This is a genomic window from Paenilisteria riparia FSL S10-1204, assembly GCF_000525995.1.
GTDB classification, from domain to species: Bacteria; Bacillota; Bacilli; order Lactobacillales; family Listeriaceae; genus Listeria_A; species Listeria_A riparia.
In genome coordinates, this window is record NZ_AODL01000027.1 from 1 (window position 1) to 25331 (window position 25331).

The following is a 25331-nucleotide window of genomic DNA, read 5'->3' on the forward strand; positions in this document are numbered from 1 at the left end:
CAAAGCATAATAAAATACTGGGCATACATAAAGCGCCTCACGTCTGCTCACTTCCTTCTCGTAAAAAAATGCCGATACTTTTGTACGGAAAAAGAACAAGATACATGCTACTAGTAATAAAAAAAAAGTGACGTAACAAGCATCCAAAACATCGTTGTTACTTGAACACTTATATCTGTTGCATAATAGCCTTGATAAAACACAACACCTAGAAAAGCAGGAAAGCTATTACCAACTAAACTTGGAATTTCATACGCTGTCCAAATAAAGGAAACTAGTATAACAGCCAGTTCAGCAAGTTGAGGAGCAATTTTTGGGAATTCAACTGTTGTAAATAAGCGCCACGTGCCACCACCGGAAAGACGCACAACATCTACTTCTGCCCTCTCTATTTTGCGATACGTTACCATCAAATAAAAAATAACAAACGGAATTTCTTTTAGTAAATAGGTTAGTAAAATTTCGAATGTCCCATAAATTTTATGATAGTCGCCAATGTACGGATAAATAAAAGAAAATAGTAAATATACATAGAGTGCTACAACGAAGTGTGGATAGTAAAAGCTAATATTCAAACGCGTTATCGCCTTTGCAACGTGAGGATTTACCAAAACACGGCGCACAATCATGACACCGATACTAATAGAAAGTAGCGTCGCTATCACGCTTATCGCAAGGGAGTATAGCACACTACTCATGATACGGTTTTTGTATGCTTACTTCTAAGATTTCATGCCAGTTCGCACCTAGCATAGTCATTTTCCAAAGAAGCATCGCAACAGCAAAAATACTCACAAATCCTAGTAATAGTGGAATGCTAAAAGCAAGGCCTTTACGGATAGACATATTGACCCCACTCTTTCTGAATTGCCTCTGCTGTTGTATCTGGGAACTCATCTAGCGCCTGCCAACTGTTATAAAACTGATTCCCAGTCTTGCCAGCTGCCTCAAATTTTGCTTGCCAATCTTGCGACATCTGGTCGGTTAATAGTGTCGTTCCGTCACCCCAAACAGAGGTTTTCAATTTCTCCGCCTGCGCTTCTTCCGACAACAAGTAGTTAATAACAACAAGTGATGCTGCGGGCTGCTGCGTATTAAAGGCCATCGATAAGTAATGCGCGTTCGTTAAAGCCCCATTTTCAAAAGCAAATGTCCGCGTCGCTTTCGGAAAAGTTCCGTCCTGTATAAACGGTAAAGCACGCCGCTCATTAAAGCCCATTGTAAAATCAACCTGTCCTTGTGCGTACAACTGATCCAATTCCTGCAATGTCTTCGGATATGTTTTCCCTTCACGCCATAAATACGGAGCCAATGATTGTAAATACGTATACGCCTTCACACGATCCGATTTAGTCGGCGCTTTTGTGAATGTTTTCCCTGGGTTTTGTGCATAAATGATTTGGCGTACGAATGCATCTCCTGTAAAGTCGGCCACATCTGGGTACGTGAAACGACCTGGATTGGCTTTAACCCATGCAGTTAAATCGGCTAGGTTAATCGGAGGTTTTGCCACTTTTTCACTGTTGTATTGCAAGACGAATGATGTTTTCCCCCATGGGGCTTCCAGCTCTTCAATAGCATTTCCAGCATCTTTTTTCGTTAAGCGTGGGTCTACCAATTTCGCCACATTTGGAATTTGCTTGGTAATTTTTCCGTATAAGAGACCGTTATCTTTTGCTACTTTAAAATTTTGACCGTTAATCCATACAATATCAATACTTCCATCTTTCTTTCCTGCCTGTTTTTCGCTATTTAGTTTTTGAATAAATTTCTCTGTGTCCATAGGAATACGTTTTAGCGTTATATCATACTTTTTTTTTTGACATTAGGTGTAACAAATTGATCAATGTATGTGTTAATATTCTGATCTCCACCCCACATATAAAAATGTACTGTTTTCCCCTTGGCTTCTTGTTTTAGCTGTGATTCGTTCATGCCAGCAACGCTAGCCGTATCGCCATTCCCACAAGCCGTTACAATGAAAATCATCGCCATTACTACTAGCAGCAATAGTCGCTTCATTTTTCCTCCCCCTTTGTAGGCAACGTTAAAATAAATACGCTCCCTTTGCCTATCTCGCTTTCAACACGTAAATCGCCATCATGTAATTGCGCCAAATTTTTTTGCGATATGAAGACCTAATCCTGACCCCCCATGTGCCAAATTCCGCGATTTCTCGACACGATACAAACGATCAAAAATTCGCTCTTGCTCCGCCTTTGAAATTCCCATACCGAAATCTTTTACTCGAAATGCAATTCGTTCTTTTTCACAAACGACGGTAATTGCAATTCCTGTACCAGCATCTGAAAACTTCAACGCATTCTCCAATAAATTATACAAAATTCGCATTAAAAAGCGTTGATCTGCAAAAACAGATTGACAATCCGACGCAATTTCCACATGTACGTCACGGTGCTCCCGTTTTAGCTGAACATCAAACCCTTCTAACACATTAACTAACAACTGATCAATCCAGACCCTCTCAAATTCTAGTTTTGGTTCCTTCTTATCAATTGCAGCGACATCCATTAGTTCATCTACTAAGTCTGTCAAACGCATCGTCTCACGCTGAATCGTCCGCAAATATTGTTGCCGCTCCACGTCGGTCGTAATCATCCCGTCTAAAATAGCTTCTGAGAACGATCGAATAGAAGCAATTGGTGTTTTAATATCGTGGGACAGGTTGGCAATCAGCTCATTTCGAGATTCTTCGCCTTGCTTAATCTGGCGAAACATTTGATCTAATTTCATCGTCATTTCATTAAAATCTTCTGCTAACATTTTCGTTTCAATGGAACCGGTCACTTCTACTTGCCCTGAAAATTCTCCACGTGCAATTTCACGACTTTCCTTGCTCAGTCGATCAATCGAACGAAAAGCTGGGAGCATCAACAAATAATTAATCACAAATGCAAACATGCTAGCGCCTAACGTGATTAATATTGTAAAAATAACCAAATTAGTGTTAAAAATCATCTTATATGCGCTAAAACCAAGTACGACCGTTACAATGATAACACCTATGGCATAAGAGAGTAGAAGCAATGTTCTTAATTTCATGAAGGCTCCACCACCAATTCGAACTTATAACCTAAGCCCCACACAGTCTTGATAAATATTGTTTCCGTACTATTCACTTGTAATTTTTCCCGCAAATGATGGATGTGAACGTTAATTGTATTGGCATCTCCGTCATATTCATAACCCCAAATTCGCTCGATTAATTCCGACTTAGAGAAAACGCGTTTATTCTCACTGGCGAGCAACCAGAGCAAATCAAATTCCTTAATCGTCAACTCCAGTTCCTGCCCATCTACTGTGGCTAGTCTTTTATTTTTGTCCAAAGAAAGAGGACCATGCGTTACTATTTCAGGAGTAGCAACGCGATTGGAACGCCGCAAAATATTCTTCACCCGCAAAACTAATTCCCGAGGACTAAACGGCTTTGACATATAGTCATCGGCTCCTAACGTTAAACCATATAGTCGCTCTTTCTCTTGTGTTAATGCACTTAAATATAAAAACGGCGTATCCTTCTCACGTTCCTGAATTTCCATAATGAGCGTATGTCCGTCCATTTTTGGCATCATAATATCAACAACCATTAAATCCACACGCTCCGCATCATAAATACGTAACGCCTCTTCTCCATTATGCGCAGTAAGAACACGAAATCCTTCTTTTTCCAAGTATCGTCGGCACACGTCAATAATCGTTTCCTCATCATCCACTAATAAAATCGTGTTCATTACGCTTCACCTCGTGTTCATTTTTTATTGAAAAGATATAAAAAATTGCCGTATCCTTTCTCAGCCATCTGATCTTTCGGTATGAATTGTAGCGCAGCAGAGTTCATACAATAGCGCAAATGCGTTGGTTGCGGTCCATCTGAGAAAACATGACCTAAATGCGAGTCCGCGTGCTTGCTACGAATTTCAGTCCGTTTCTGCACTAAAAAATCATCTTCTTTTTCATAAATATTGTTTGGCACAAGCGGTTTTGTAAAACTGGGCCATCCTGTTCCAGAATCATATTTGTCTGTCGAACTAAATAACGGCTCACCAGAAACGAGATCTACATAAATCCCTTCTGCCTTGTTCTTATCATATTTGTTTTGAAAAGCCGTTTCTGTCTGATTTTGTTGTGTTACTCGATATTGTTCGTCGGTTAATTTTGCTTTAATGTCGGCTTGTGTATAGCTTTCTGGATAGCTCGGCAATCTAACCTCTCTATCTTTTCCCCAGTGCTCATCTAAGAAACTATCACGGCCAGAACCATTACGGTAAAATTTATAACTTTTTGGGTGTTTCTTATAATAGTCTTGATGATACGTTTCAGCTTGATAAAATGCACCCGAAGCCTTAATAGGTGTAACTACTTTGCTGAAGCGGTCCGTCGAAATTAGTGCCTTTTTCGATGCCTCTGCTTCCGCTTTTTGTTCAGCATTCACATAGAAAATACTTGCACCATATTGCGTTCCTCGATCGACAAACTGTCCTTTCGCATCTGTCGGGTCAATCTGACGCCAAAACACATCCAGAAGTTGTTCATAGGAAATCACTTTCGGATCATATTTAATCATCACTGCTTCTTGATGCCCTGTGTTCCCGCTAGATACTTCGTCATACGTCGGATTTCTAGTCGTCCCTCCAGTATAGCCTGAAATAACATCATTCACACCTTTTAGCTTTTCAAATGGTGGCTCCATACACCAGAAGCACCCTCCGGCAAATATAGCTACCTCTTGTCCAGATCCGTCATCACCAACATTTTGATATATAATATTTTCGCTACCATTTGATTTTTCGCTTTGATGAGAAACATAGGCATACACGCCCCATCCTATAGCAAGTAGCACGATAACAATAATGCTATACTTTAACCACTTTTTCATGATCATCAACCTCCAGATTAGTACTAAACTTTTATCATTTTACATTTAGGATTCTGCGATATCATTGTACTGAAAAGTAGTTTCATATTGCTTATCTAATTATTATGTAATTCTTAAGTTTTGACATAATGTATGATTCTCTACGTAATATATTGGTATTTTACCATTATACAACCTATAAAAACAGTATTTCCCATTATCGCTATAAAAAAAGAGAACAGGATACGTCTCCCATTCTCTGAAACAATTTACTTATTCGGATAGTTCTCTAAGAAATAAATCAATGTTTGTAGTTCCGTCGTTAAATCAATATGATGCACACGAACATGTTTTGGTACGCTAATACGTGCAGGTGTAAAGTTCAGAATACCTTTCACGTTTGCTTCCAATAAACGGTCAACTGTCGTCTGTGCCTCATCTGATGGTACTGTCAAAATAACCACTTCGACTTTGTTTTCTTTCAATAAATCCTGCATATCATTTAAGTGGTAAATCGGAATATTTTGTTGCACAGTTCCAACTTTGTTTGTATCCACATCAAACGCCGCTACAATTTTGATATTATTGTTTTTCATGAAATTATAGTGTAATAGTGCGGTCCCCAAATTACCAACACCAATAATCGCTACATTTGTTTGTTTGTCTTGGCTCAATGTTTTGCTAAAGAAGTCTAATATGTAAGACACATTATAACCATAGCCCTTCTTGCCAAGTGCTCCGAAATAGGAGAAATCACGGCGAATTGTTGCGGAGTCCACCTTTACGGCTTCACTTAATTCCGCAGACGATACTCTTTCCTTACCTGATTCATGTAAATACTTCAAATAACGATGGTAAAGCGGCAAACGCTTTGCTGTAGCTTGTGGAATCTTGCCTGTTTCCTCAATCATGTTTGTTTCCCTTCTTCCTCTTGAATTTAAAAATGGATCAATGAATAATCCTTGCGCTAAGAAACATGTATCTATCACAAGTTGAATGATTATTTCACACTCGTTGCTCTTTTCACATGCTTGCTTATTTACTATAAACATTTCACATAGATTTCACAATGTTTTTGCTCACAGATAATGTTACTATTTTGTTACAACACTTCATAAAATACATTATATCGCAAAGCAAATCATATTGCTAGCATTTTCACAATATCGAGTTTGTGAAATAAATGATGGTAAGCGTTTCCTATCTCAGACCATTGCTTATCCCCCTGCTTTGCGATAAACTAGAAATAGAGATATTTTGAAGATGAGGGGAAAAATTACAATGATTCTTTTGCAAGTTCAACAGATTGTCAAGCATTTTGGTGCTGAAACGATATTAGAAAATATAAAATTAGAAGTGCAAACAAATGATCGAATTGCATTAGTGGGTCGAAATGGTGCGGGAAAATCAACATTGCTCAAAATCATCGCGGGAGAATTAAGCTATGATGGTGGCACCATTTCCAAACCAAAACATGTGCAAATCGGCTATTTGGCGCAAAACACAGGTCTTGCGTCGACGAAGACGATTTGGAATGAAATGCTCACTGCTTTTACTGGTTTACAAGCAATGGAACACGACTTACGGGCCTTGGAGGCGCGTCTTGGTGAGCCGGAAATTTACGAGAATAAAGAACAGTACGACCAAACAATGAAAGAATACGATTTACTGCAACATACATTTAAGGAACAGGGCGGTTACCAGTACGAGGCCGAGATTCGCTCTGTTTTGCATGGTTTGCGTTTTTATGAAGAGGATTATGGGAAGCTAATCGAATCGCTCAGTGGCGGCCAGAAGACGCGTCTTGCGCTTGCAAAGCTTTTGTTGGCACGACATGATATTCTAATTCTCGATGAACCGACCAACCATTTGGACATCGCTACCCTTTCCTGGCTTGAAACCTACTTGCAAAACTATAAAGGCGCGCTGCTGATCGTGTCTCATGATCGTTATTTCTTGGATAAAGTAGTGAATCAAGTGTATGAAATTAGCCGAACACACATTGACCGTTATGTCGGCAATTATTCGCGGTATCTCGTTCAGAAGCAAGCCAAATTAGAACAACAATGGAAAGAGTTTGATAAGCAACAAGAAAAAATCGCGAAACTAGAAGATTTCGTAGCACGCAACATTGTCCGTGCATCCACAACGAAACGGGCCCAAAGCAGACGTAAACAACTCGATAAACTTGACCGGCTTGACCGACCGCAAGGCGATGAAAAAGCAGCACATTTTGGTTTTCCATTTGATCGCGCGAGTGGCAAGGATGTTTTGTTTGTGGAAGATTTGGCGATTGGTTATGCGGTAGATAAACGCGTGTCACAGCAACTCACTTTTGATATGAAACGGCATGAAAGCATTGCCCTTGTTGGTCCGAACGGAATTGGTAAATCAACCTTTTTGAAAACATTGATTGGTGATATTCCAGCGCTTTCTGGTGATTTCCGCTTTGGAACGAATGTGCAGATTGGGTATTATGACCAGGAACAAGCGAGATTGAACTCGAATAAATCGATTTTACATGAGTTATGGGACGATTATCCGGAGCTAGATGAGCAGACAATTCGGACGACACTTGGGAACTTCTTGTTTTCCGATGATGATGTTTTGAAGGTAGTGAATACGCTAAGTGGTGGCGAAAAAGCCCGTGTGGCATTAGCGAAGTTAACATTGGTTGGCGCTAACTTGCTCATTCTCGATGAACCGACCAACCATTTAGACATTGAAAGCAAGGAAGTTTTAGAAGCAGCGCTGATTGATTTTGAAGGCACGATTTTGTTTGTGTCGCATGACCGTTATTTTATCAACCGCATTGCCTCTAAAATCGTGGAGATGCACCCTGATCATGCGCAAGTTTATCTTGGTGATTATGATTATTATCAGGAAAAACTGGCAGAACAACGAGAACATGCACGTCTCGATGCGCAAAATCAACCGGTTACCCTGGAGGAAAAACAATTAACTACTGCCAAACAAGCTTTTCACCTAGACAAGGAACAGCAAAAAATCCTCCGTCAGAAAAAGCGTAAATTAGAAGAAATCGAAGCCAAAATGGAAGAAACCGATGGGAAAATTAGCGAGATTGAGCATGAACTTCTGGATCCTGTGATTTACCAAGACCACGAGGCTGCGTATGCTCGAACGGAGCAATTAGATACATTGAAGCAGTTAAGTGAAGACCTGATGGAAGAATGGACTATTTTGAGCGAAGAATTAGAGGAATAAAAAATACGGCGGTGAAATCTACTATCAGATTTCATCGCCGTATTTATCGTGTGTTCAATTATTTCGTGCCGCCTCTGTTTGCGCCACCGCCGCCAGAACCTTTGCGTTCATTGCTATAACGTCGTCCGCCGCCGGAACCGCCTTTACCGCCGCCACGATAACCTCCACCGCCAGAACCTTTACGATCGCCACCACGGTAGCCACCTTTATTGCCTCCGCGATAACCGCCACCTTTGCCTTTACCGCCGCCGCCTTTGCCTCCACGATGAGGTAATGGACGTTCTTCGGTAATATGGACTGGTGTTTGATCTGGTTCTTTAGATAACATTTTTAGCATAGCTGCTGCAATGTCAGTTGGATCGTATTCTTCTAGTAATTTCGTTGCAACCACTTTATAATCTGCTAGGCTGCCTTCGCGAACGATTTCAGCGATTTTTTCAGTTGCTACACGTAATTGACCTTCGAAAGCTTCATCCCAAGTTGGTGGTTGAAGTGGTGTCATCCGTTTTTTCGTTGTATCTTCCACGATTTTCAGGTAACCCATTTCACGTGGTGATACGAATGTTACTGCCATACCTTCTTTACCAGCACGACCAGTACGGCCGATACGGTGAACGTAAGACTCAGGATCTTGCGGAATGTCAAAGTTATACACGTGTGTTACGCCAGAAATATCAAGGCCACGAGCCGCTACGTCTGTTGCAACAAGTACGTCGATTTTACCTTCTTTAAACTTGCGCAAAACACTCATACGTTTCGCTTGTGTTAAGTCACCGTGAATACCTTCAGCAACATAACCGCGCATATCAAGTGCACGAGACACCTCATCAACACGACGTTTCGTACGACCGAAAACAATCGCAAGTTCAGGTGATTGTACATCCAAAAGTCTAGAAAGAACGTCAAATTTCTCTCTTTCATTCACTTTCACGAAAAATTGCTCGATTAATAGAGCTGTCATTTCTTTTGTTTTTACGCGAACCAATTCAGGGTCTTTCATGAAACGTTCTGCAATACGCTGGATTGGTTTTGGCATTGTTGCTGAGAATAGCAACGTTTGGCGCTCATCAGGCACCGTTTTTAAGATAGATTCAATGTCGTCAATGAATCCCATGTTTAGCATTTCATCTGCTTCGTCCAGAACTAATGTCTCAACATTTTCTAAACGCAATGTTTTACGATTAATATGATCTAAAATACGTCCTGGCGTACCAACAACGATTTGTGGGTTCTTCTTCAATGAACGGATTTGGCGGCTAATATCTGAACCACCGTATACTGCTAATACGTGCAAACGTTTGTCGTAAGCTAATTTGTAAAGCTCTTCAGAAACCTGAATCGCAAGCTCACGCGTTGGTGCAATAATAAGCGATTGTACACCGTTCTTCTTGTTATCAATTTTGTTGATAAGTGGCAGACCAAATGCTGCTGTTTTACCCGTACCTGTTTGTGCTTGACCAATAATATCTTTACCTGCGAGTCCTAGTGGAATCGTCTTTTCTTGGATTGGGGTAGCTTCCTCAAATCCCATTCTGTTTACTGATTTAACAATTTGCGGATCTAAACCGAACTCCGAAAACTTTGTCAATGTCATTTCTCCTTTAAAAATAAGTTTTTTTGGGAGAGCACTTTCTCATCTTCATCATCTTTACTCATCGTTTTAAGTCATCTGTTTAATGCAAGCTAGCCGTTCTTTCTTCGTGAAATAAACGCCCGCATTTTTCATTTTTCTGCAATAGAAAAGCTTGGGATCCCAAGCATATGATTCACGACATAATGGAGTTTAGAACATAAGCCAGATAAATCGGCGGCAAGCGTTCGCATTCCAACACTTTGGTAGACTTCCGGTGCTACTTCGCATACGCTACGCTTAACTTCTCGCATGGTCGGGGATACAACTCCCTCCCTGCTTTCAGTCATCACATACTTGAGTATGCTCCGCTTCCGGCTTCCACCAAACTCTTGGAATACAAACGCTTTCGCTCGATTTGTGTAAAGCCAAATGTACGTCTTACCCTAAAATAGATTTAATAATTAGGGTGTGACATTCAATGGCTCGCTTTTAGTCTTGTTCTAAAGCTCTACGCAAAAAATAAAAAAGCCCTCTAAATAATAATGTAGGCTTATCGTAAAAACCTAATTAACTTCCACAAACCATCATAACACGGATTCCTTGTGTTTTCAATGATTTAAGCCAGATTGATGGAATAAATTTGGCGGTAGCGGTTTCATTGTTTGCCTCTCTCAACTAGCAAAATAGCACCACAAAATCTGATTTCTCGACTTTGTAATGCTATCCTTTATTTTATAACAATGTGTCTACTACTTCTTTTAGTCCCATTCCGTATGACCCTTTTACCATGATATACTCATTACCAGTCACGTTTGCTAACAATGCTCCTTTTAAGGCTTCTTTTGTTTCAAAGTGCGCCACATTATCAGCACCAAGTTGTTCTGCGGCGGCTTTTGCGAAAGCGGTCATGTGTGTTCCGTATGCGAAGACTTGGTCCACAGCACCATGTTGGATTGTTTTTCCTGCTTCGTAATGGAACTTGTCTGCATCAGCGCCTAGTTCCAACATGTCAGCTACAACAACGAATTTCTTTTTACCCGTGGAATCAAGATGCATGAATGTTTTTAGCACAGCAGTTAATGCTGTTGGGCTTGAGTTATAGGCATCGTTCAAAATTTGGCTACCTTTCGCGCCAACAAGCCATTCTAAGCGGCTCGCGGAACGTTCCATATTCGCCAATGCTTCTTTCACGTCTTCTGGAATAATCCCCAGTTCACGCGCAGCAAGCATCGCGGCCATCGTGTTAAACACGTTATGTTCACCAACGATTGGTACAAAAATCGCTACATCAGGCGCCTCATTTGTCGTAAATGTCGTGCCTTCCATCTCTGTCTGAATCGTCACCGGCTGAATGTCTCCGGTCTCACCAAACGTCGCCGTGCGATATGCATTACTTACAAGTGGCTTCAACAGCTGCTCATCACTAGGATAAATCAGCAAACTTGTTTCGCGCAAGCCTTGCGTCACTTCCATTTTTGCCTCAGCGATTCCTTCTCTGGAACCAAGATGTTCCAAATGTGCTTCACCGATATTCGTAATTATCGCTATATCTGGTTCCACAATCTTCGTCAGTACTTCAATCTCATGACGATGATTCATGCCCATTTCAAGTACCGCAACTTCTGTATCCTCTGGCATACTTAAAATCGTATAAGGCAAACCAATGTGATTATTAAAATTCCCGCCCGTTTTGTGCACACGGTATTTCTGTGAAGCGATTGCCGCCATGATATCTTTTGTCGTCGTTTTCCCGTTACTTCCTGTAATCGCAATCGTTTTGGGCGCTACTTGTTTCAAATAAGCTTTCGCCAAGCTCTGCAATGCTAGTAACGTATCTTCTACCATCAAAACAGGAACGCCAACTGGTGGATTCGGAACATCTTTTTGCCAAAAAGCCGCTGCTGCACCTGCTTCATGTGCCTGCCCAACAAAAGCATGCCCATCGCGCGATTCGCCAATAAAAGGCACAAATAAATTGCCCGTCTCAATCTGACGCGTATCAAAGCAAACACCTGTAATCACAACATCTTTCCAAGCTCCTATATCATTTAAAATCGGTATCATATCTACAATTTCGCCAACTGTTCTTTTCACTTACATTTCCTCCAAATTCCGAGAAAAAAGCAGCCCAGCGAGGCACTGCTTTCTTCATTCATTTAATCTTCTAGCGTGTATTTCAATTTATTATTCGCATCATGACGTTCTATCGCCAAATCAACTAATTTACTAATCAAATCCGTATATGGCAAACCGCTTTCTTGCCAAAGCAACGGATACATGCTAAACGGTGTGAAACCAGGCATCGTGTTGACTTCATTCAAGAAAATTTGATTGTCTTTCGTTACAAAAAAGTCGGCACGAACTAAACCGCTTGCGTCCAAACCTGTAAAAGCTCGCGTTGCATAATCCACTAATTGCTCATAAATCGCTGGTTCCAAATTAGCCGGAATCGCCATCACCGTATCATTATCTTGATACTTCGCCTTATAATCATAGAAAACAGCAACTTCTCCTTTTGGAATAATTTCACCAGCAACAGAACAAGCTGGTTTATCATTTCCTAATACAGCAACCTCAATTTCGCGAGCAACAACACCTTGCTCTACCACGATTCGGCGGTCATAACGCAATGCTTCTACCATCGCCTCCACTAAGGTGTCACGATCTACTGCTTTACTAATCCCAACACTGGAGCCTAAATTCGCTGGTTTGACAAACACCGGATAAACGAGTTCCGACTCGATTTTAGCAAGCATTTCCTGTTGTGATTCTTCCCACTCAATCGCACGCACTGCTACTGAAGCAACTTGCGGAATACCTGCATCTGCAAAAACCATTTTCATCACGATTTTATCCATTGCAGCCGCAGAAGCAAGAACACCGTTTCCAACATACGGCAAGTCCAGCACTTCTAGCAAGCCCTGTACCGTGCCATCTTCACCATTAGGACCATGCAACAATGGAAAAACAACCAGTGGTTCCGCGCTCTGCTCTTCACGAATAGATGCCGGACTAATCGCTAAACCATGCGAAGCCTCACCCTCTTGATTCGCTAAACGCAATTGCTCCATTTGTTCAAATCGAAGTTGCTCTACAAAATCTACTTTTTGCGTTAGGATCGGGCCTTGAACCCAATCGCCATCATTTGTTATGTAAATCGGTTGCACACTAAATTTATCAAAAGCCAAAGCATTAATGACTGAAAAAGCTGTCTGTAAAGAAATCTCATGTTCCGCAGACTTCCCACCATAGAGCACCACTAATTTTGTTTTCATACTATCCCTCCGTCGATTCCCTAAATCAATTACAATCTATTTTAACATGTTTTTCACCGAAAGAAAGCGAAACATAAAAAAAAGCACCTAAAAATAGATGCTAAACTGTAGAAAAATTATCTTTTACATCAAAGTCTTGTTCGTTCTCTCCTTGTTTCTAAGCATTATTAAGCGCCGGAAGTTAATTTCAAGCCGATGACGCCAGCAATTATTAGTGTGATAAATAATAATTTCAGTGCGCTTTTCTTTTCTTTAAAGAGGAACATGCCCATGAGAACCGAGCCGACCGCGCCAATTCCCGTCCAGACTGCATAGCCTGTGCCAATCGGGATTGTTTTTAAAGAAAGCGATAGTAAGAAAAAGCTGAAAATCATGAAAATAATCGTCAATACTGTGTATTTCCAAATTTTAAAGCCTTCGGAAAGTTTCATCATGACAACAAAGCCCATTTCGCAAATGCCTGCAATCAATAAGAAAATCCATGCCATTATTTCTCACCTGCGCTTTCTGCCTTGTTCCCACCATCAACGAGTTTCAACCCAATAATGCCAACAAGAAGGACTGCAAGCGAAATAATTTTCCAGAGCCCTGCTGATTCGTTTAGGAACAACATGCCGATAATCGCCGTTCCTGCCGCGCCAATCCCCGTAAACACCGCATATGCCGTACCAATCGGGATTTTACGCATCGCCCGCGCAAACAAATAAAAGCTCACAATCAAAAAGGCAATCGTTAACAAACTCCATCCCAGTCTTGTAAAACCATGTGCTTCTTTCAAACCAAATGCCCAAACAATTTCAGACAACCCGGCAAGCACTAAATATAACCATGCCATTATCTTTTCCTCCTGAATAATCGGGCTGTCCCAAAATTGTGAAAAATACGTCTATCCGTATCCGAAAGGTCATCCTTTCTAAAACTTACATTACATCAATGATGCTAGTGCTACCCATGCTGTTTCCCGTCGCATTTCAAATTCTGTTGCATCGTATATTTCGTGTTCCAAACTAAGGCCGTCCAGCAAACAATAAAATACGTGCACCCACTTGTCTTTTCGCGTCTCATCCATCTTTTGCAATAATAAGCTACCAATCATTTCTGATGTCATCGCCTCATATGTCGTCATTTCCTCACGCATTTGCGTTGCCAAAGATTGAGGTGGAAAGAAAATCGCGCGTTGGAAAAATCGTTTCATCGCAGGATTCGCATTAAAATCCGTAACTTGGTAAAAAAAGGCCCGTAGCGCTTCGTCCACTGTAGGATAGACCTGGTCTTTAATAGCACCAAGTACCGTGAGCTCATGCTTTATCACATCACGATATATCTCCAAAAACAAAGTTTCTTTCGAGGCAAAATGAGCATAAATCGACGGTGTTTTAATGCCTACTGCTTTTGCAATTTCGGACAATGCTGTGCCTTCATAACCTTGCTCTGCAAACAATGGCAATGCCGCTTCTTTCAATTTTTCTCCCGACATAAAACGCCTCCTAACTAACAATCGTTAGTTTTATTGTAACAAAAAAATCGCGCGCCGTAAAGTAATATATTTTCGCGATTTTTCACTGACCTTCTTCTATTAACAACCATTCGTTTTTCTTCAAATCATAATTCAGGTGTGCCACTACACGATCATAGCCAATCAACTCATTAGAACGCAATAATTCTTGCATATCATCTTGCAAATGATAACCAATCGGAACCTCGATTTGATTTCGATTTTTTACCGCGTCATCAAATGAAATACAGATGCCTTCTTTAAAGTAAGTGGCGAATTTCTTCAATAGAGCTACAGGAATATCAGCAATCTTCTTTCGTTTCACGAACGGCAACGCAATTTTTTCTGTTGTTAGCTGCATCATATTTTTCCAAATTGCATATGCTAAGACATGATAAAACTGGTCTAAATTGCGATAATATACCTTATTGTACCTGCCATCATTCATCGTCAAATACACAAAGTTATTCTGTAATTTATAGTAAAAAGGCGAACGTAAATGTCTTCCTGTGTGCGCCAAATATAGCAATTCTGCAACTTCCTGAGCCGTTAACTGATTTACCAAATCCAAATCTTCAAAATCCACCCAGCAAAAATCGCCATTTTGCGACACGGAAGCTTTCTTTAGTTCCGCTAAGTCTCTCACATCTGAGTAATGAAAAGATGTATGTGCATTATAAGACGCGTCTTGAAACTGATGCTTCAAGAGTAGAATATTTTGTGGTGGCGACATCACACCGTTCATGAAATCACAAAAAGTAATTCCACTTGTTACAACATTATTAATGACATTATCCATATGTACATAAATTGACTGCTGCTTTAGCGTCTCTTTTTTCATCGTCTTTTCTCACCCATCCTCTTTTACTCTCTTTGTATACATCATACAACACTTATCTCTAATTGTCTGTGTCAATTGATTCAAATATAAGTTACTAATACATTACACACAAAAAACACCGATATCCCGCGATACCGATGTCTAAAAAAGTAAAATCGTATGTAGTTAACGTACGCTTAGTTTCACAAGGTTCAAGTGATTTTTCTGTAAATTGCGCCAGATATCATGTCTGGATTTCGTCTTCTCTACAAAAATACCTTTTTTCTCTAATTGCTTCATAACTTGGTTTAATACTTCTTTATTTTCTTGCAAATGGTATCACTCCAATCGCTTTTATAGAGATACTATCCCGTTTAGTTTTTCTCTATAGGTTCACTTTAACACAAATCGCCACACAAAAACAGCCTTTTTTCAAAAAAACATCATGTATTTACGAATTATTTTTATTTCAAATGAACTGAAAACGGTTTAAAACCGAATAATTATAAAAAACCCCAGCCAAGAATAGCTATGGGGTCGTTGCAAATTATTGTTCGTTCCACACATCATTCGCAATGGATACAACATGAGCTAGTTTTGCCCATTGTTCTGCTTCGGTTAGGACATTTCCTTCTTCCGTGGACGCAAAACCGCACTGCGGGCTAAGACATAGTTGGGAAAGTGGTACGATTTCGGAGGCTTCTTGAATGCGTTCTTTAATCGCATCTGAATCTTCTAAAACGCCATTTTTGGAAGTGACTAGGCCTAGGATGATTTTTAAATCCGGACGTTTCACGTAACGAAGTGGCGCAAAGTCACCAGAACGGTCATTATCGTACTCAAGGAAAAAACCATCGATATTTAAGCCACCAAATAATGTTTCAGCTACTGGCTCGTAACCGCCAGACGCAATCCATGTAGAACGGAAATTTCCGCGGCAGATGTGCATTGTGATGACCATGTCTGCTGGTTTTTCGGAGATTGCTTCATTGATGAGATTTTTATACACCGTCTGTAATTCGTCGGGATCAAATCCTCGAGAACGCACGACTTCTCTTTGCTCATCGGAACATAAATAACTCCATGAGGTGTCGTCTAATTGCAAATAACGGCAACCTTCTTCATAGAATGCTTGGATGGCTTTTTTATAAGCTGTGGCTAAGTCTTTTAGAAATAGCGATTTATCCGAAATATATGGCGCGTACTCGATATCACCGCGATAATGCAACATCGCTGGACTTGGAATGGTCATTTTAGCTACGACATCATCTCCTGCTATGCTATGTAAAAAGCGATAATCGGCAAGCATCGGGTGATTTTCAAAACGAATCGGTGCCACAATTTTGACGGAATGGGTCTTCGTTTGCACATTGGCAAATTGAATGCCAGTATCTGCATCGTATCCTTCAACACCCTCCAGTCCTTCTAAAAAGTCAAAATGCCACCAAGCGCGACGGAACTCGCCATCTGTGACAGCTTTTAGTCCTGCTTCTTTTTGTTTTTCTACGATATACTTAATTTCTCGATCCTCGATTGCGCGTAATTCGGTGTCGGTAATTTTGCCTGAAGCTTTGTCTAATCTTGCTTGCTTAATTGCTTCTGTCCTTAAAATACTGCCAACTTGGTCCGCTCTAAATGGTGCTTTTACCACGTACATCACTCCAATCATCTGATATATTAGTATTGTATGCCAATTCAGACACTTTTGCAATATGTAATAAGAAAAAGCTTACTCAAGTAACATAGATTTGAGCAAGCTTCTCGTTTTTTAATGTAATTGACCGTCTTCAATTCTTACTACGCGGTCAACGAGGTCTAGGATACGTTCGTCGTGGGTTACCATAATTGCAGCTTTGTTGTTGCGTTTGACTTCTTGGGCAATCATTTGGACAACGCTGTAGCCACGTTCTGCATCTAAGCTCGCAGTCGGTTCATCGGCTAATATAACGTCTGGATTATTCATCATCGCCCGAGCAATGGCCACACGCTGTTTTTCCCCGCCGGATAATTTCTCTGGGTACTGATTGGCACGATGACTCAAGCCTAGTTCCTCGAGTAATTGCGTGGCTCGTTGTTTTGCTTCGCTGTTGCGATGCCCTGCTAGTTCTGCGATGACGAGCAGTTGGTCTTTGACGTTTAAATAGGGAATCAAGTTGGCGCCTTGGAAGATAAAGCCGACTTTTTCGAGACGGACTCGTGTTAAGGCTTTGGTTGATAGGCTACTCAATGCTTGACCGCCGATTGTGATTTCGCCAGATGTTGGTGTTAATAGGGCGCCTGCGATGGATAAGAACGTGCTTTTACCAGCACCTGATGGTCCAACGATAGCCACGAATTCACCTTGCTTTACTTCGAGTGATACATTTTTTAAAACTTCCACGACTTGCTCGCCGTCTCGGTAATTTTTTGAGATGTTTTGCATGATTAATGTCATTAGATTGCCCTCCCGATTGCTTCAAGTGCGTCTACTTTCGCGACGCGGTATAGTGATAATAAGGAACCGATAACGGCAACAGCTAGGAACAATGCGGAACAACCGATGGCTAGCAGTGGGCTTAGTGAGAATGGCATGCTAGCTGGCAAGACTGCGGCTAGTCCGAACGTCAACGCGTTTCCGATAATTAAACTGACAATGGATAGAAAAACAACTTGACTAACAATGCTGCGTCCAAGATAAGCGGTTCTCGCTCCGACTGCTTTTAAAATACCAAATTGGTTGATTTTTTGAATGGTGATGACGTAGAAAAAGGCTGCTAGAACAAATGCGGCGATAACGAATAGGAAAGCGATCATCATCAGTAATGAGCCTTGCTCTTCGGAATAACCTGGTATGCCTTGTAAAACGTCCTTGCTAGAGGCTAATTCCAAATTGCCTAGCTTCAAATTGTCCGCCGTTTTTTCGGAGACATTCATGGCAACTGCTGTATAGTCCCCTTTTGCACTCTGATTTGTTTGATGAATTTGTTGCCAGCCATCCCAATTAACGAAAAGCACAGGCGAGTGGCTAAATGTGTTGCTCGTTGTGAAGCCTGTAATTGTAAACGTGTGTCCTGTTGCGCTGTCTTTTAATGTATCGTTTAGTTTATAACCTGATTCTTGTAGCGAATCGTCGGCCAATACTTCATTCTTAGCATTTGGCATCGTGCCTTCTTTGATTGCTGGCTTCATAAAGCTATTCGTATCAATGCCAAAATAGGTGATGTCGGTCTTCTTATTTTCGTTTGGCGGTGTGATTGTACCCATTTGTACACCCAGATTCGTTGCTTCTTTTTGCTTTACTTGTGATGTTATCTCCGTCGTTTCTGCTTCGGTCAAATTCGAGCGGGTTAGACGATTATCTGAATCTTTTTGTAACACATAGTAGGTCGCTTTATTCGATGAAATCGCGGCGCCATTGTCGTTGGCAAGTCCGCTCGCAAGCCCTGATACAAACAAAACAAGCCAGACAATCAACACCATAATTAAGCTGATTAAAAAATACCTTAGTTTGGCGTGTCGTAATTCTCTTAACGCTAAAAACATTCCGTTCAACTCCTCTTAAGTTCATACACTTAGTTTAGAGGAGTTTTGTAAACGGAATGTGAATCTAATTTTACAAATTTAGTTTTTAGGCAGTTTTGTTGTAAATGTTGTGCCTTGGCCGATTTTACTTGTTGCCGTTATCGTCCCACCGTGTAGATCAATGATTTTTTTACAGATGGAAAGTCCTAAACCGCTGGAACCGGCTTCGCGTGAGCGGCTTTCGTTGGCTTTGTAAAAACGATTGAAGATGTTCGGCAAGGCTTCGTTGGCAATTCCGATTCCTGTGTCGGTCACTTCTATCGTTACTTCGTGTATATTTTCGTAAAGTCGAATCTTGATATTGCCTGATTCTGGCGTAAACTTAATGGCATTGGTCAACAGATTCGACCAGACTTGATACATTAATTCGGCATCCCCATAGTACGTCACGGCTTCAAGCGATGTTTCTATCGTCAGCGCTTTGTCGCGCCAGCTCCATTCAGTCATCTGCAAAAGTTGTTGCCATTGCGCTTTTATATCAAACGCGTCTTGCTTGCGCAGTTCGGCTTCTTGATCAAGGCTTGCCAGCGTGAGCAATTGTTTGGTCAGCGTCGATAATCGCGTCGTTTCTTCGGTCATGATAGCCAAATATTTCGTTTGTTCCTCGGCGGTCAGCGATTGCGAGCTTAGTAATGTTGCAAAACCTTGCATCGAAGTCAGTGGAGATTGTAGTTCGTGTGAGACATTAGCAACAAATTCTTGACGCGCTGCTTCCGATTTTTCCAGCTCCCCCGCCATCTTCGTGAAAGAGTCAGCAAGCTGTCCAATTTCGTCTTTGCGTTTCACTTCCAGCGCCACATCGTAGTTTCCTTTACGAATTTTTTTCGTGGCATTGGTTAGTTTCACAATCGGACGCACAATATAACGTCCGCTAATTAAAACTAAAATAATACTAATAAGGGATGTAAAAACTAAAATCAGCGCGAAAAAGATCCGCAGTTCACCAAATTGTTGCTCAGGGTCTTGCCGTAAAAAGAGCGCCATTGTTTTGCCGTCTGTTTCAATTGGTACGCCAATCGTGTTCTGAATATCATTATCAAAAAAACCTGTGATAAACAAGCCCGTGTCAAAGTTATCGATGCCGTGATACGTCTGTCCGTCAAGCACTTGCTGCACCGTTTTAGATGGCAAGTATTTTTTACGAAATTCACCGCCGAAATAATCCGATTCCTTTTTACCATCCGTCAAAAACAGCTCGTAGCCAAGGTTGCCGACATTCGTTAAATAACTATCCAGTGCTACCTCATCGTTCGCATCATAAAACCGCTGAATCTCGCCCGCCATCTTGGTCACTTTCTCATCATTAAAAGGTTTTAAGTTCACCTGATAATAGATGTTCGCAATCGCAAATCCGAGCAAACTACTGAAAACAATGACAACTAGCATCGTAACTACTATACGCGTATACAACGTTTTCATAGGCTTTCCTCCAATTTGTAACCAATTCCCCGAATCGAAACAATCCGAATACCGTCCGCTTTTTCATCAAAATGGTCCCGCAAACGCTTAATATGTACATCGACCGTCCGATCGCTTCCGTCGTAATCGCGTTTCCAGATACGCTCAATTAGCTCTTCCCTAGTAAATGTTCGATTTGGATAACTCGCTAATTGATATAAAAGCTCGAATTCTTTAATCGGGATCATCAACTCACGATTTTCAGTAGTAATTGTATAGCTTTTTTGGTCGATAGTGACGTGTCCAATCTTAATTTTCACTTCGCTTGCTTGATTATAACGTCGCAATAACGCCCGAACGCGAAAAATCAATTCTTGTGGTTCGAATGGTTTCGTGACATAATCGTCTGTTCCAACTTCGAAGCCTTGCGCCTTGTCCAGCAATGCATCTTTAGCTGTTAACATGATGACTGGGATTTCTGCATAATCAGCGCGTATCCTTCTACATAATTCCAAGCCGTCCATTTTTGGCATCATCAGATCAACAATGACTAAATGCACTTGAGCTTCATGCAATAGCGTTTCAGCATGGACACCATTTTCTGCCTCGAGAACGTGAAATCCTTCCGCACGCAAATGATGGCCGACGAGCTGGCGAATATGGGGGTCGTCATCCACTACTAAAATCCGTTTCATTTGTTTTTCACCTTCTTATCGTTACGATTTATAACTGATTTTATCATAGCAGTAATTAACGTAATAGAAAAGCATATACTTAGGGCAGCTAAAAAACCACTCGCCGGCAGCAAGTGGTTCTGTTGTTTATAAAACTTTTTCCAAAAAACTAATCGTCCGTTCGTGTTTCGGTGTATCAAAAACTTGCTCTGGTGTACCTTCTTCAACGATATAACCGCCGTCCATAAAAATGACGCGATCGCCGACTTCTTTGGCAAATCCCATTTCATGTGTGACGACCATCATTGTCATACCTTCTTTGGCAAGATCTTTCATAACGCCTAACACTTCGCCGACCATTTCCGGATCGAGTGCGGATGTTGGTTCGTCAAACAGCATAATATCTGGATTCATCGCTAAGGCACGAGCGATTGCTACGCGTTGTTTTTGACCGCCGGATAGCTGGCTTGGGAACGCATTTGCTTTATCGGATAAGCCGACGCGGGCTAAGAGTTCCATCCCAATTTTCTCGGCTTCGGCTTTTGATTTTTTACTTAGTTCGGTTGGTGCGAGTGTGATGTTTTTTAGTACGGACATATGTGGAAACAGATTGAAATGTTGGAATACCATGCCGATGTTTTCGCGGACTTTGTTGATGTCTGTTTTTTTGTCGGTGATATTGAAATCGTCTACGATGACTTCGCCGGCTGTGATTTCTTCGAGGTGATTCATGCAACGTAAGAAAGTACTTTTTCCGGAGCCGGAAGGGCCAATCACACAGACTACTTCGCCTTCTGCTACTTCCAGATTAATGCCTTTTAACACCTCATTGGTACCAAAGCTTTTCTTTAAATCGGTGACTTTGAGTTTAGTCATTGTTTACCCTCCGTTCCATCACGTTTGATAGTTTTGTTAGCGCGGTAATCACGATGAGGTACATAATCGCGACGATGAGCCAAACGGTGGATGACTCGAACGTACGCGCGATAATAATTTTACCGGATTGTGTTAGTTCGACAAGGCCGATAACGCTCATAATCGATGTATCTTTCAGTGTAATGACAAACTGGTTGATGAACGATGGAATCATGACTCGAACAGCTTGCGGTAAAATGATTTTGAGCATTGTTTTACCGTAAGGAAGTCCGAGTGAGCGCCCTGCCTCCATTTGTCCTTTATCAACGGCTTGAATTCCGCCACGAATAATTTCGGTAATGTAAGCCCCAGCATTCAAACTCAGTGTGATAACAGCGGCAACAGTTGCGTCCATCTTGAAGCCCATCGCCTCTGGAATCCCAAAGTAAATGAAGAATGCCAAAACAATCAACGGAATCCCACGGAAAATATCGACGTATACTGTCGCGATACCGCGTAAGAGCTTGTTGCGACTGACTTTTAGGAAACCAAATACCAGTCCTAAAATCGCTGCAAAAACGAGAGAAATTAATGTTAATTTAATCGTATACCATAAGCCTAGCAATAAGGCAGGCATACTTTCTACAAGAATATCCCAGAATGATTTCTGCGCTTCATTGCTGCCGATGTATGTATCGACAATTTTTTTATATTCACCGCTTGCTTTAATGTTTGCAAGTCCTGCGCTGAATTTCGTTAGTAATTCTTGATTTTGCCCTTTGTTTACTGCAAAACCGTATGAGTTTCCTTTTTCTTTGTCTGTTACGATGTCAAGACCGTTGCCTTGTTTCACGCCGTAAGCAAGTACTGGATAATCATCAAAACATGCTGCCGAGTTTCCTGTGCGGACGTCTGCGTACATACTCGCCGAATCATCGAACGGTACTAACGTGTAACCGTATTTGTCTTTGTTAGCATCTGCGAATGCGTAGCCTTCTGTGCCTGTTTTAACAGCTACTTTTTTGCCTTTTAAGTCTTTGTATGAGGAAATTGCGTCGTCGCCTTTTTTGATGGCCATCACAACGCCGGATTCAAAGTACGGATCTGAGAAGTCGAACTTTTGTTTACGCTCGTCGGTGATGCTCATTCCTGCGATGACACCGTCGACTTGATTGCTTGAAAGCGCCTGTACTGCGGCATTAAAACCTAGTGGCTTTACTTTGTATTTAAAATCTTGATCTTTGGCAATGGCTTTTAAAATATCCATATCGATACCGACAAGCTCGCCGTCTTTATTTTGGAATTCAAATGGTGCAAATGTTTCGTCTGTTCCAATCTCATATACTTTTTCGCCAGCCGCGTGGACAACCGGTGCAAAGCTTCCTGCGACCATTGCGAATACTGCTATAAATGATAGAAGTAGTAGTCCTAATTTTGTCTTTTTCATTATTTCCTCCCCCTATATGCACTTATGTATATTAATTCCAGTTCATTGTCTCAAGTTGTAACACATCCTCGATTTTATCATAACGTAACCTTATTGAAAATACCCAAATCAGATAAGAGATTCCAGCAAACGTAAAAAAAGCCCTGAAATAAAGCATTACTTCAAGGCTTTTAATACCAAATTTTTTATTTTATGCTTCGGCAATCACTTCGATTTCGATATCCGCATCGTTCGGTAATTTCGCTACTTGAAAAGCGCTACGAGCTGGGTAGTCACCTTCGAAGAAAGATGCGTAAATTTCATTCACTGCAACAAAGTTATTCAAGTCTTTGAATAAGACGGTTGTTTTCACAATTTTGTCCAAACTTGAGCCCCCAGCTTCCAGAACGGCTTGAATATTCGCAAAGGCTTGTTTTGTTTGTGCTTCCACACCTGTCGCCATAACACCCGTGGCAGGATCGATGCCTAGCTGTCCAGATGCATAAATAAAACCGTTGACTTTTACCGCTTGTGAGTATGGACCAAGTGCTTTCGGAGCTTGATCGGTATGAATAATTTCTTTTGTCATAAAAAAATCCTCCTAAATATGATGTCGTATCTCTGTATTGTATGCGAATTCAGATAGTTTTGCAATTTTTTTACCTTGCTGGTAGCCAAGCTTTTATTGTATTAATCCAGCCATCGGTTTTTCCTTGTAGCTCTGCAATAACTTCATGTATATTTGTTGTAAAAAGTCTTACGAGCAAAAACATTCCTACCAGTGTGATAACGGAGACAATGACGAATACGAGCAAACTAATCCAGTATACATCGACTCGCGATTTTTCGTAATGGCCGATGATAAAGTACATCATTGCGAATGGTAAAAAAAGAAGCGCTACAATGCATATTAATACAGAGACAAGTGTTGAAATCCACCATGCAGCGAACAAAGAAATAATCATTACAACTAATGGGAATGTAATCATACCACCAATACCAGCCATACACCTCAAAAAACTAACTTCTCTAATACCCATGATATATCGAACAACGAGCCAAACAACAAACACATTGAGCAACATCATCGCCAAAATATAAAGTAGCACCTGCCCAGATGATACAAAAATGGATGTAATCACTCGCTGAAGAACCGGATAGTCCTGCAATGAATTGAGGATAACATCTCGCATATTCCATCCATACTGTACTGTCAAGCATATAACAAACAAGAAAATATGTAACAACCCAAAAACACCATGTTGATTTTGCGCCTGCATACTTGTTCTTACCGGTCGAACAATTGTCATCCCAACAAATTTTGCATAATCACGAATAACATTCATATCTATCACTTTCCTCTCCTCGTATATGGTATAATAATAACCTGTTTCCACTTAAAATTACTTTTTTTAAACTTTCTATAGGGGGATTTTCATGCTACTCTTGCTTGTTTGTACGTATTATATCATGATAAATGTGATTGGATTTGCAACGATGGGGATTGATAAGGCAAAGGCACAAAAACATCAATGGCGTATTCCAGAAGCAACACTGTTATTATGTGCTTTTTTAGGAGGTGGGATTGGTTCATGGATTGGGATGCATTTTTTCCACCACAAAACACATAAATGGAAGTTCAAAATCCTTGTGCCACTGGCCATTATCCTGCATGTCGGTCTTCTTTTCTACTTATATCGCTATTTTCATTAATTTTTCACAAGCAGAGGACTTGTCTTTCATCGCCCTCATCCTTTACAATGAAGGCATTCGAGAGGAGTTTTTATGATGAGTTTCAAACTTATTTCTGTAGAAGAACTGGAAAGTCGTGCGGCGGAGAATATTATCGATGTGCGTGATACGGCTGATTTTCATGAGGTTCACATTGAAGGCGTGCGCAATATCCCATTAATCGGTTTACCAAATTTCGTAGATGAACTAGACCCCAACACGATTTACAGCGTCATTTGTTATTCTGGTAACCGTTCTACACAAGCTTGCGAGTACCTGAGCGCCCACGGTTTCCAATGCGAAAATGTAGTCGGTGGCATGAATGCTTGGCTAAGCAAGTAATACCATACCCAAAATAAATCGGCGACAAGCGCTCGCATTCAGGGGATTTGGCGGACTTCCGGTTCTACTTCGCATACGCT

Annotated in this window: 28 protein-coding genes; 3 read left to right on the top strand and 25 right to left on the bottom strand. The window is 41.0% G+C overall.

All coding sequences use genetic code 11. The annotated features are described in order from the left end of the window. Positions 1 to 110 precede the first annotated feature (110 nt). The 8 genes from PRIP_RS13030 to PRIP_RS13055 all read right to left on the bottom strand — a co-directional run bounded on the left by PRIP_RS13030 (position 111) and on the right by PRIP_RS13055 (position 5787). Complete coding sequence (locus tag PRIP_RS13030) at positions 111 to 698, bottom strand: ABC transporter permease (protein ID WP_036101552.1); 588 nt, start codon at positions 696 to 698, stop codon at positions 111 to 113. Further along, positions 691 to 846 (bottom strand): hypothetical protein, encoded by a 156-nt coding sequence (locus tag PRIP_RS17200; RefSeq protein ID WP_159101549.1) that lies wholly within the window; start codon positions 844 to 846, stop codon positions 691 to 693. Before PRIP_RS17200 ends, PRIP_RS13030 begins: the two co-directional genes overlap by 8 nt. Next, positions 833 to 1783: an ABC transporter substrate-binding protein gene (locus PRIP_RS13035; protein WP_052008930.1), complete on the bottom strand. Its 951-nt coding sequence runs from the start codon at positions 1781 to 1783 to the stop codon at positions 833 to 835. The genes PRIP_RS17200 and PRIP_RS13035 overlap by 14 nt, the downstream gene beginning before the upstream one ends. A 17-nt stretch (positions 1784 to 1800) precedes the next feature. Then, on the bottom strand, positions 1801 to 2022 hold the full coding sequence (locus PRIP_RS16430; RefSeq protein ID WP_052008931.1) for a hypothetical protein: 222 nt from the start codon (positions 2020 to 2022) through the stop codon (positions 1801 to 1803). A 78-nt stretch (positions 2023 to 2100) separates the two neighbouring features. Continuing rightward, complete coding sequence (locus PRIP_RS13040; RefSeq protein WP_241434182.1) at positions 2101 to 3063, bottom strand: sensor histidine kinase; 963 nt, start codon at positions 3061 to 3063, stop codon at positions 2101 to 2103. Continuing rightward, entirely contained in the window at positions 3060 to 3752 is a 693-nt protein-coding gene (locus PRIP_RS13045) for a response regulator transcription factor (protein WP_036101553.1), read from the bottom strand. The genes PRIP_RS13040 and PRIP_RS13045 overlap by 4 nt, the downstream gene beginning before the upstream one ends. A 17-nt stretch (positions 3753 to 3769) precedes the next feature. Further along, positions 3770 to 4897 (bottom strand): peptide-methionine (S)-S-oxide reductase MsrA, encoded by a 1128-nt coding sequence (gene msrA, locus PRIP_RS13050; protein WP_036101554.1) that lies wholly within the window; start codon positions 4895 to 4897, stop codon positions 3770 to 3772. A 248-nt stretch (positions 4898 to 5145) separates the two neighbouring features. Continuing rightward, complete coding sequence (locus PRIP_RS13055; RefSeq protein WP_036101555.1) at positions 5146 to 5787, bottom strand: redox-sensing transcriptional repressor Rex; 642 nt, start codon at positions 5785 to 5787, stop codon at positions 5146 to 5148. A gap of 370 nt (positions 5788 to 6157) precedes the next feature. Here PRIP_RS13055 and PRIP_RS13060 point away from each other — a divergent pair, with 370 nt between their 5' ends. Next, positions 6158 to 8101 (top strand): ABC-F family ATP-binding cassette domain-containing protein, encoded by a 1944-nt coding sequence (locus PRIP_RS13060; RefSeq protein WP_036101556.1) that lies wholly within the window; start codon positions 6158 to 6160, stop codon positions 8099 to 8101. Positions 8102 to 8159: 58 nt separating this feature from the next. On the opposite strand, the gene cshA is transcribed toward PRIP_RS13060, so the two are convergent. The 17 genes from cshA to PRIP_RS13140 all read right to left on the bottom strand — a co-directional run bounded on the left by cshA (position 8160) and on the right by PRIP_RS13140 (position 24533). After that, positions 8160 to 9689, bottom strand: a complete 1530-nt coding sequence (cshA, locus tag PRIP_RS13065) for a degradosome RNA helicase CshA (RefSeq protein ID WP_036101557.1) — start codon at positions 9687 to 9689, stop codon at positions 8160 to 8162. A gap of 717 nt (positions 9690 to 10406) precedes the next feature. Then, a complete protein-coding gene (locus tag PRIP_RS13070; protein ID WP_036101558.1) occupies positions 10407 to 11768 on the bottom strand; it encodes a UDP-N-acetylmuramoyl-tripeptide--D-alanyl-D-alanine ligase in 1362 nt (453 codons plus the stop codon). 62 nt (positions 11769 to 11830) lie between these two features. Next, entirely contained in the window at positions 11831 to 12949 is a 1119-nt protein-coding gene (locus tag PRIP_RS13075; RefSeq protein WP_036101559.1) for a D-alanine--D-alanine ligase, read from the bottom strand. 167 nt (positions 12950 to 13116) lie between these two features. After that, positions 13117 to 13437 carry a DMT family transporter gene (locus PRIP_RS13080; RefSeq protein ID WP_036101560.1) on the bottom strand — a complete coding sequence of 107 codons (321 nt, stop codon included), beginning with the start codon at positions 13435 to 13437 and terminating at the stop codon, positions 13117 to 13119. Beyond that, positions 13437 to 13784: a DMT family transporter gene (locus PRIP_RS13085; RefSeq protein ID WP_036101561.1), complete on the bottom strand. Its 348-nt coding sequence runs from the start codon at positions 13782 to 13784 to the stop codon at positions 13437 to 13439. The genes PRIP_RS13080 and PRIP_RS13085 overlap by 1 nt, the downstream gene beginning before the upstream one ends. A 90-nt stretch (positions 13785 to 13874) precedes the next feature. After that, the gene (locus PRIP_RS13090) at positions 13875 to 14426 is read right to left on the bottom strand and encodes a TetR/AcrR family transcriptional regulator (protein WP_036101563.1); all 552 of its coding nucleotides are present in this window, start codon (positions 14424 to 14426) and stop codon (positions 13875 to 13877) included. An 82-nt stretch (positions 14427 to 14508) separates the two neighbouring features. Next, entirely contained in the window at positions 14509 to 15285 is a 777-nt protein-coding gene (locus tag PRIP_RS13095; protein WP_036101565.1) for a hypothetical protein, read from the bottom strand. Between the two features lie 165 nt (positions 15286 to 15450). Further along, entirely contained in the window at positions 15451 to 15597 is a 147-nt protein-coding gene (locus PRIP_RS17320) for an Lmo0850 family protein (protein ID WP_173400786.1), read from the bottom strand. 214 nt (positions 15598 to 15811) lie between these two features. Continuing rightward, positions 15812 to 16915, bottom strand: coding sequence for a 5-methyltetrahydropteroyltriglutamate--homocysteine S-methyltransferase (locus PRIP_RS13100; RefSeq protein ID WP_420912127.1), 1104 nt, complete (start codon positions 16913 to 16915; stop codon positions 15812 to 15814). 117 nt (positions 16916 to 17032) lie between these two features. Continuing rightward, positions 17033 to 17698 carry an ABC transporter ATP-binding protein gene (locus PRIP_RS13105; RefSeq protein ID WP_036101569.1) on the bottom strand — a complete coding sequence of 222 codons (666 nt, stop codon included), beginning with the start codon at positions 17696 to 17698 and terminating at the stop codon, positions 17033 to 17035. After that, positions 17698 to 18786: an ABC transporter permease gene (locus PRIP_RS13110; RefSeq protein ID WP_036101572.1), complete on the bottom strand. Its 1089-nt coding sequence runs from the start codon at positions 18784 to 18786 to the stop codon at positions 17698 to 17700. Before PRIP_RS13110 ends, PRIP_RS13105 begins: the two co-directional genes overlap by 1 nt. 78 nt (positions 18787 to 18864) lie before the next feature. Beyond that, positions 18865 to 20244: a sensor histidine kinase gene (locus PRIP_RS13115; protein ID WP_036101573.1), complete on the bottom strand. Its 1380-nt coding sequence runs from the start codon at positions 20242 to 20244 to the stop codon at positions 18865 to 18867. Continuing rightward, a complete protein-coding gene (locus PRIP_RS13120; RefSeq protein WP_036101575.1) occupies positions 20241 to 20918 on the bottom strand; it encodes a response regulator transcription factor in 678 nt (225 codons plus the stop codon). The genes PRIP_RS13115 and PRIP_RS13120 overlap by 4 nt, the downstream gene beginning before the upstream one ends. Positions 20919 to 21044: 126 nt before the next feature. Beyond that, positions 21045 to 21773, bottom strand: coding sequence for an amino acid ABC transporter ATP-binding protein (locus PRIP_RS13125; protein WP_036101577.1), 729 nt, complete (start codon positions 21771 to 21773; stop codon positions 21045 to 21047). Beyond that, positions 21766 to 23199, bottom strand: coding sequence for an amino acid ABC transporter substrate-binding protein/permease (locus tag PRIP_RS13130; RefSeq protein WP_036101578.1), 1434 nt, complete (start codon positions 23197 to 23199; stop codon positions 21766 to 21768). The genes PRIP_RS13125 and PRIP_RS13130 overlap by 8 nt, the downstream gene beginning before the upstream one ends. A gap of 190 nt (positions 23200 to 23389) precedes the next feature. Beyond that, complete coding sequence (locus PRIP_RS13135) at positions 23390 to 23767, bottom strand: RidA family protein (RefSeq protein ID WP_036086394.1); 378 nt, start codon at positions 23765 to 23767, stop codon at positions 23390 to 23392. 70 nt (positions 23768 to 23837) lie between these two features. Continuing rightward, entirely contained in the window at positions 23838 to 24533 is a 696-nt protein-coding gene (locus PRIP_RS13140; protein WP_149023829.1) for a hypothetical protein, read from the bottom strand. 82 nt (positions 24534 to 24615) lie between these two features. Here PRIP_RS13140 and PRIP_RS13145 point away from each other — a divergent pair, with 82 nt between their 5' ends. Together PRIP_RS13145 and PRIP_RS13150 are read left to right on the top strand one after the other, a co-directional pair. After that, complete coding sequence (locus tag PRIP_RS13145; RefSeq protein ID WP_036101582.1) at positions 24616 to 24891, top strand: DUF1294 domain-containing protein; 276 nt, start codon at positions 24616 to 24618, stop codon at positions 24889 to 24891. A gap of 72 nt (positions 24892 to 24963) precedes the next feature. Next, entirely contained in the window at positions 24964 to 25251 is a 288-nt protein-coding gene (locus PRIP_RS13150) for a rhodanese-like domain-containing protein (protein ID WP_052008932.1), read from the top strand. Positions 25252 to 25331 lie beyond the last annotated feature (80 nt).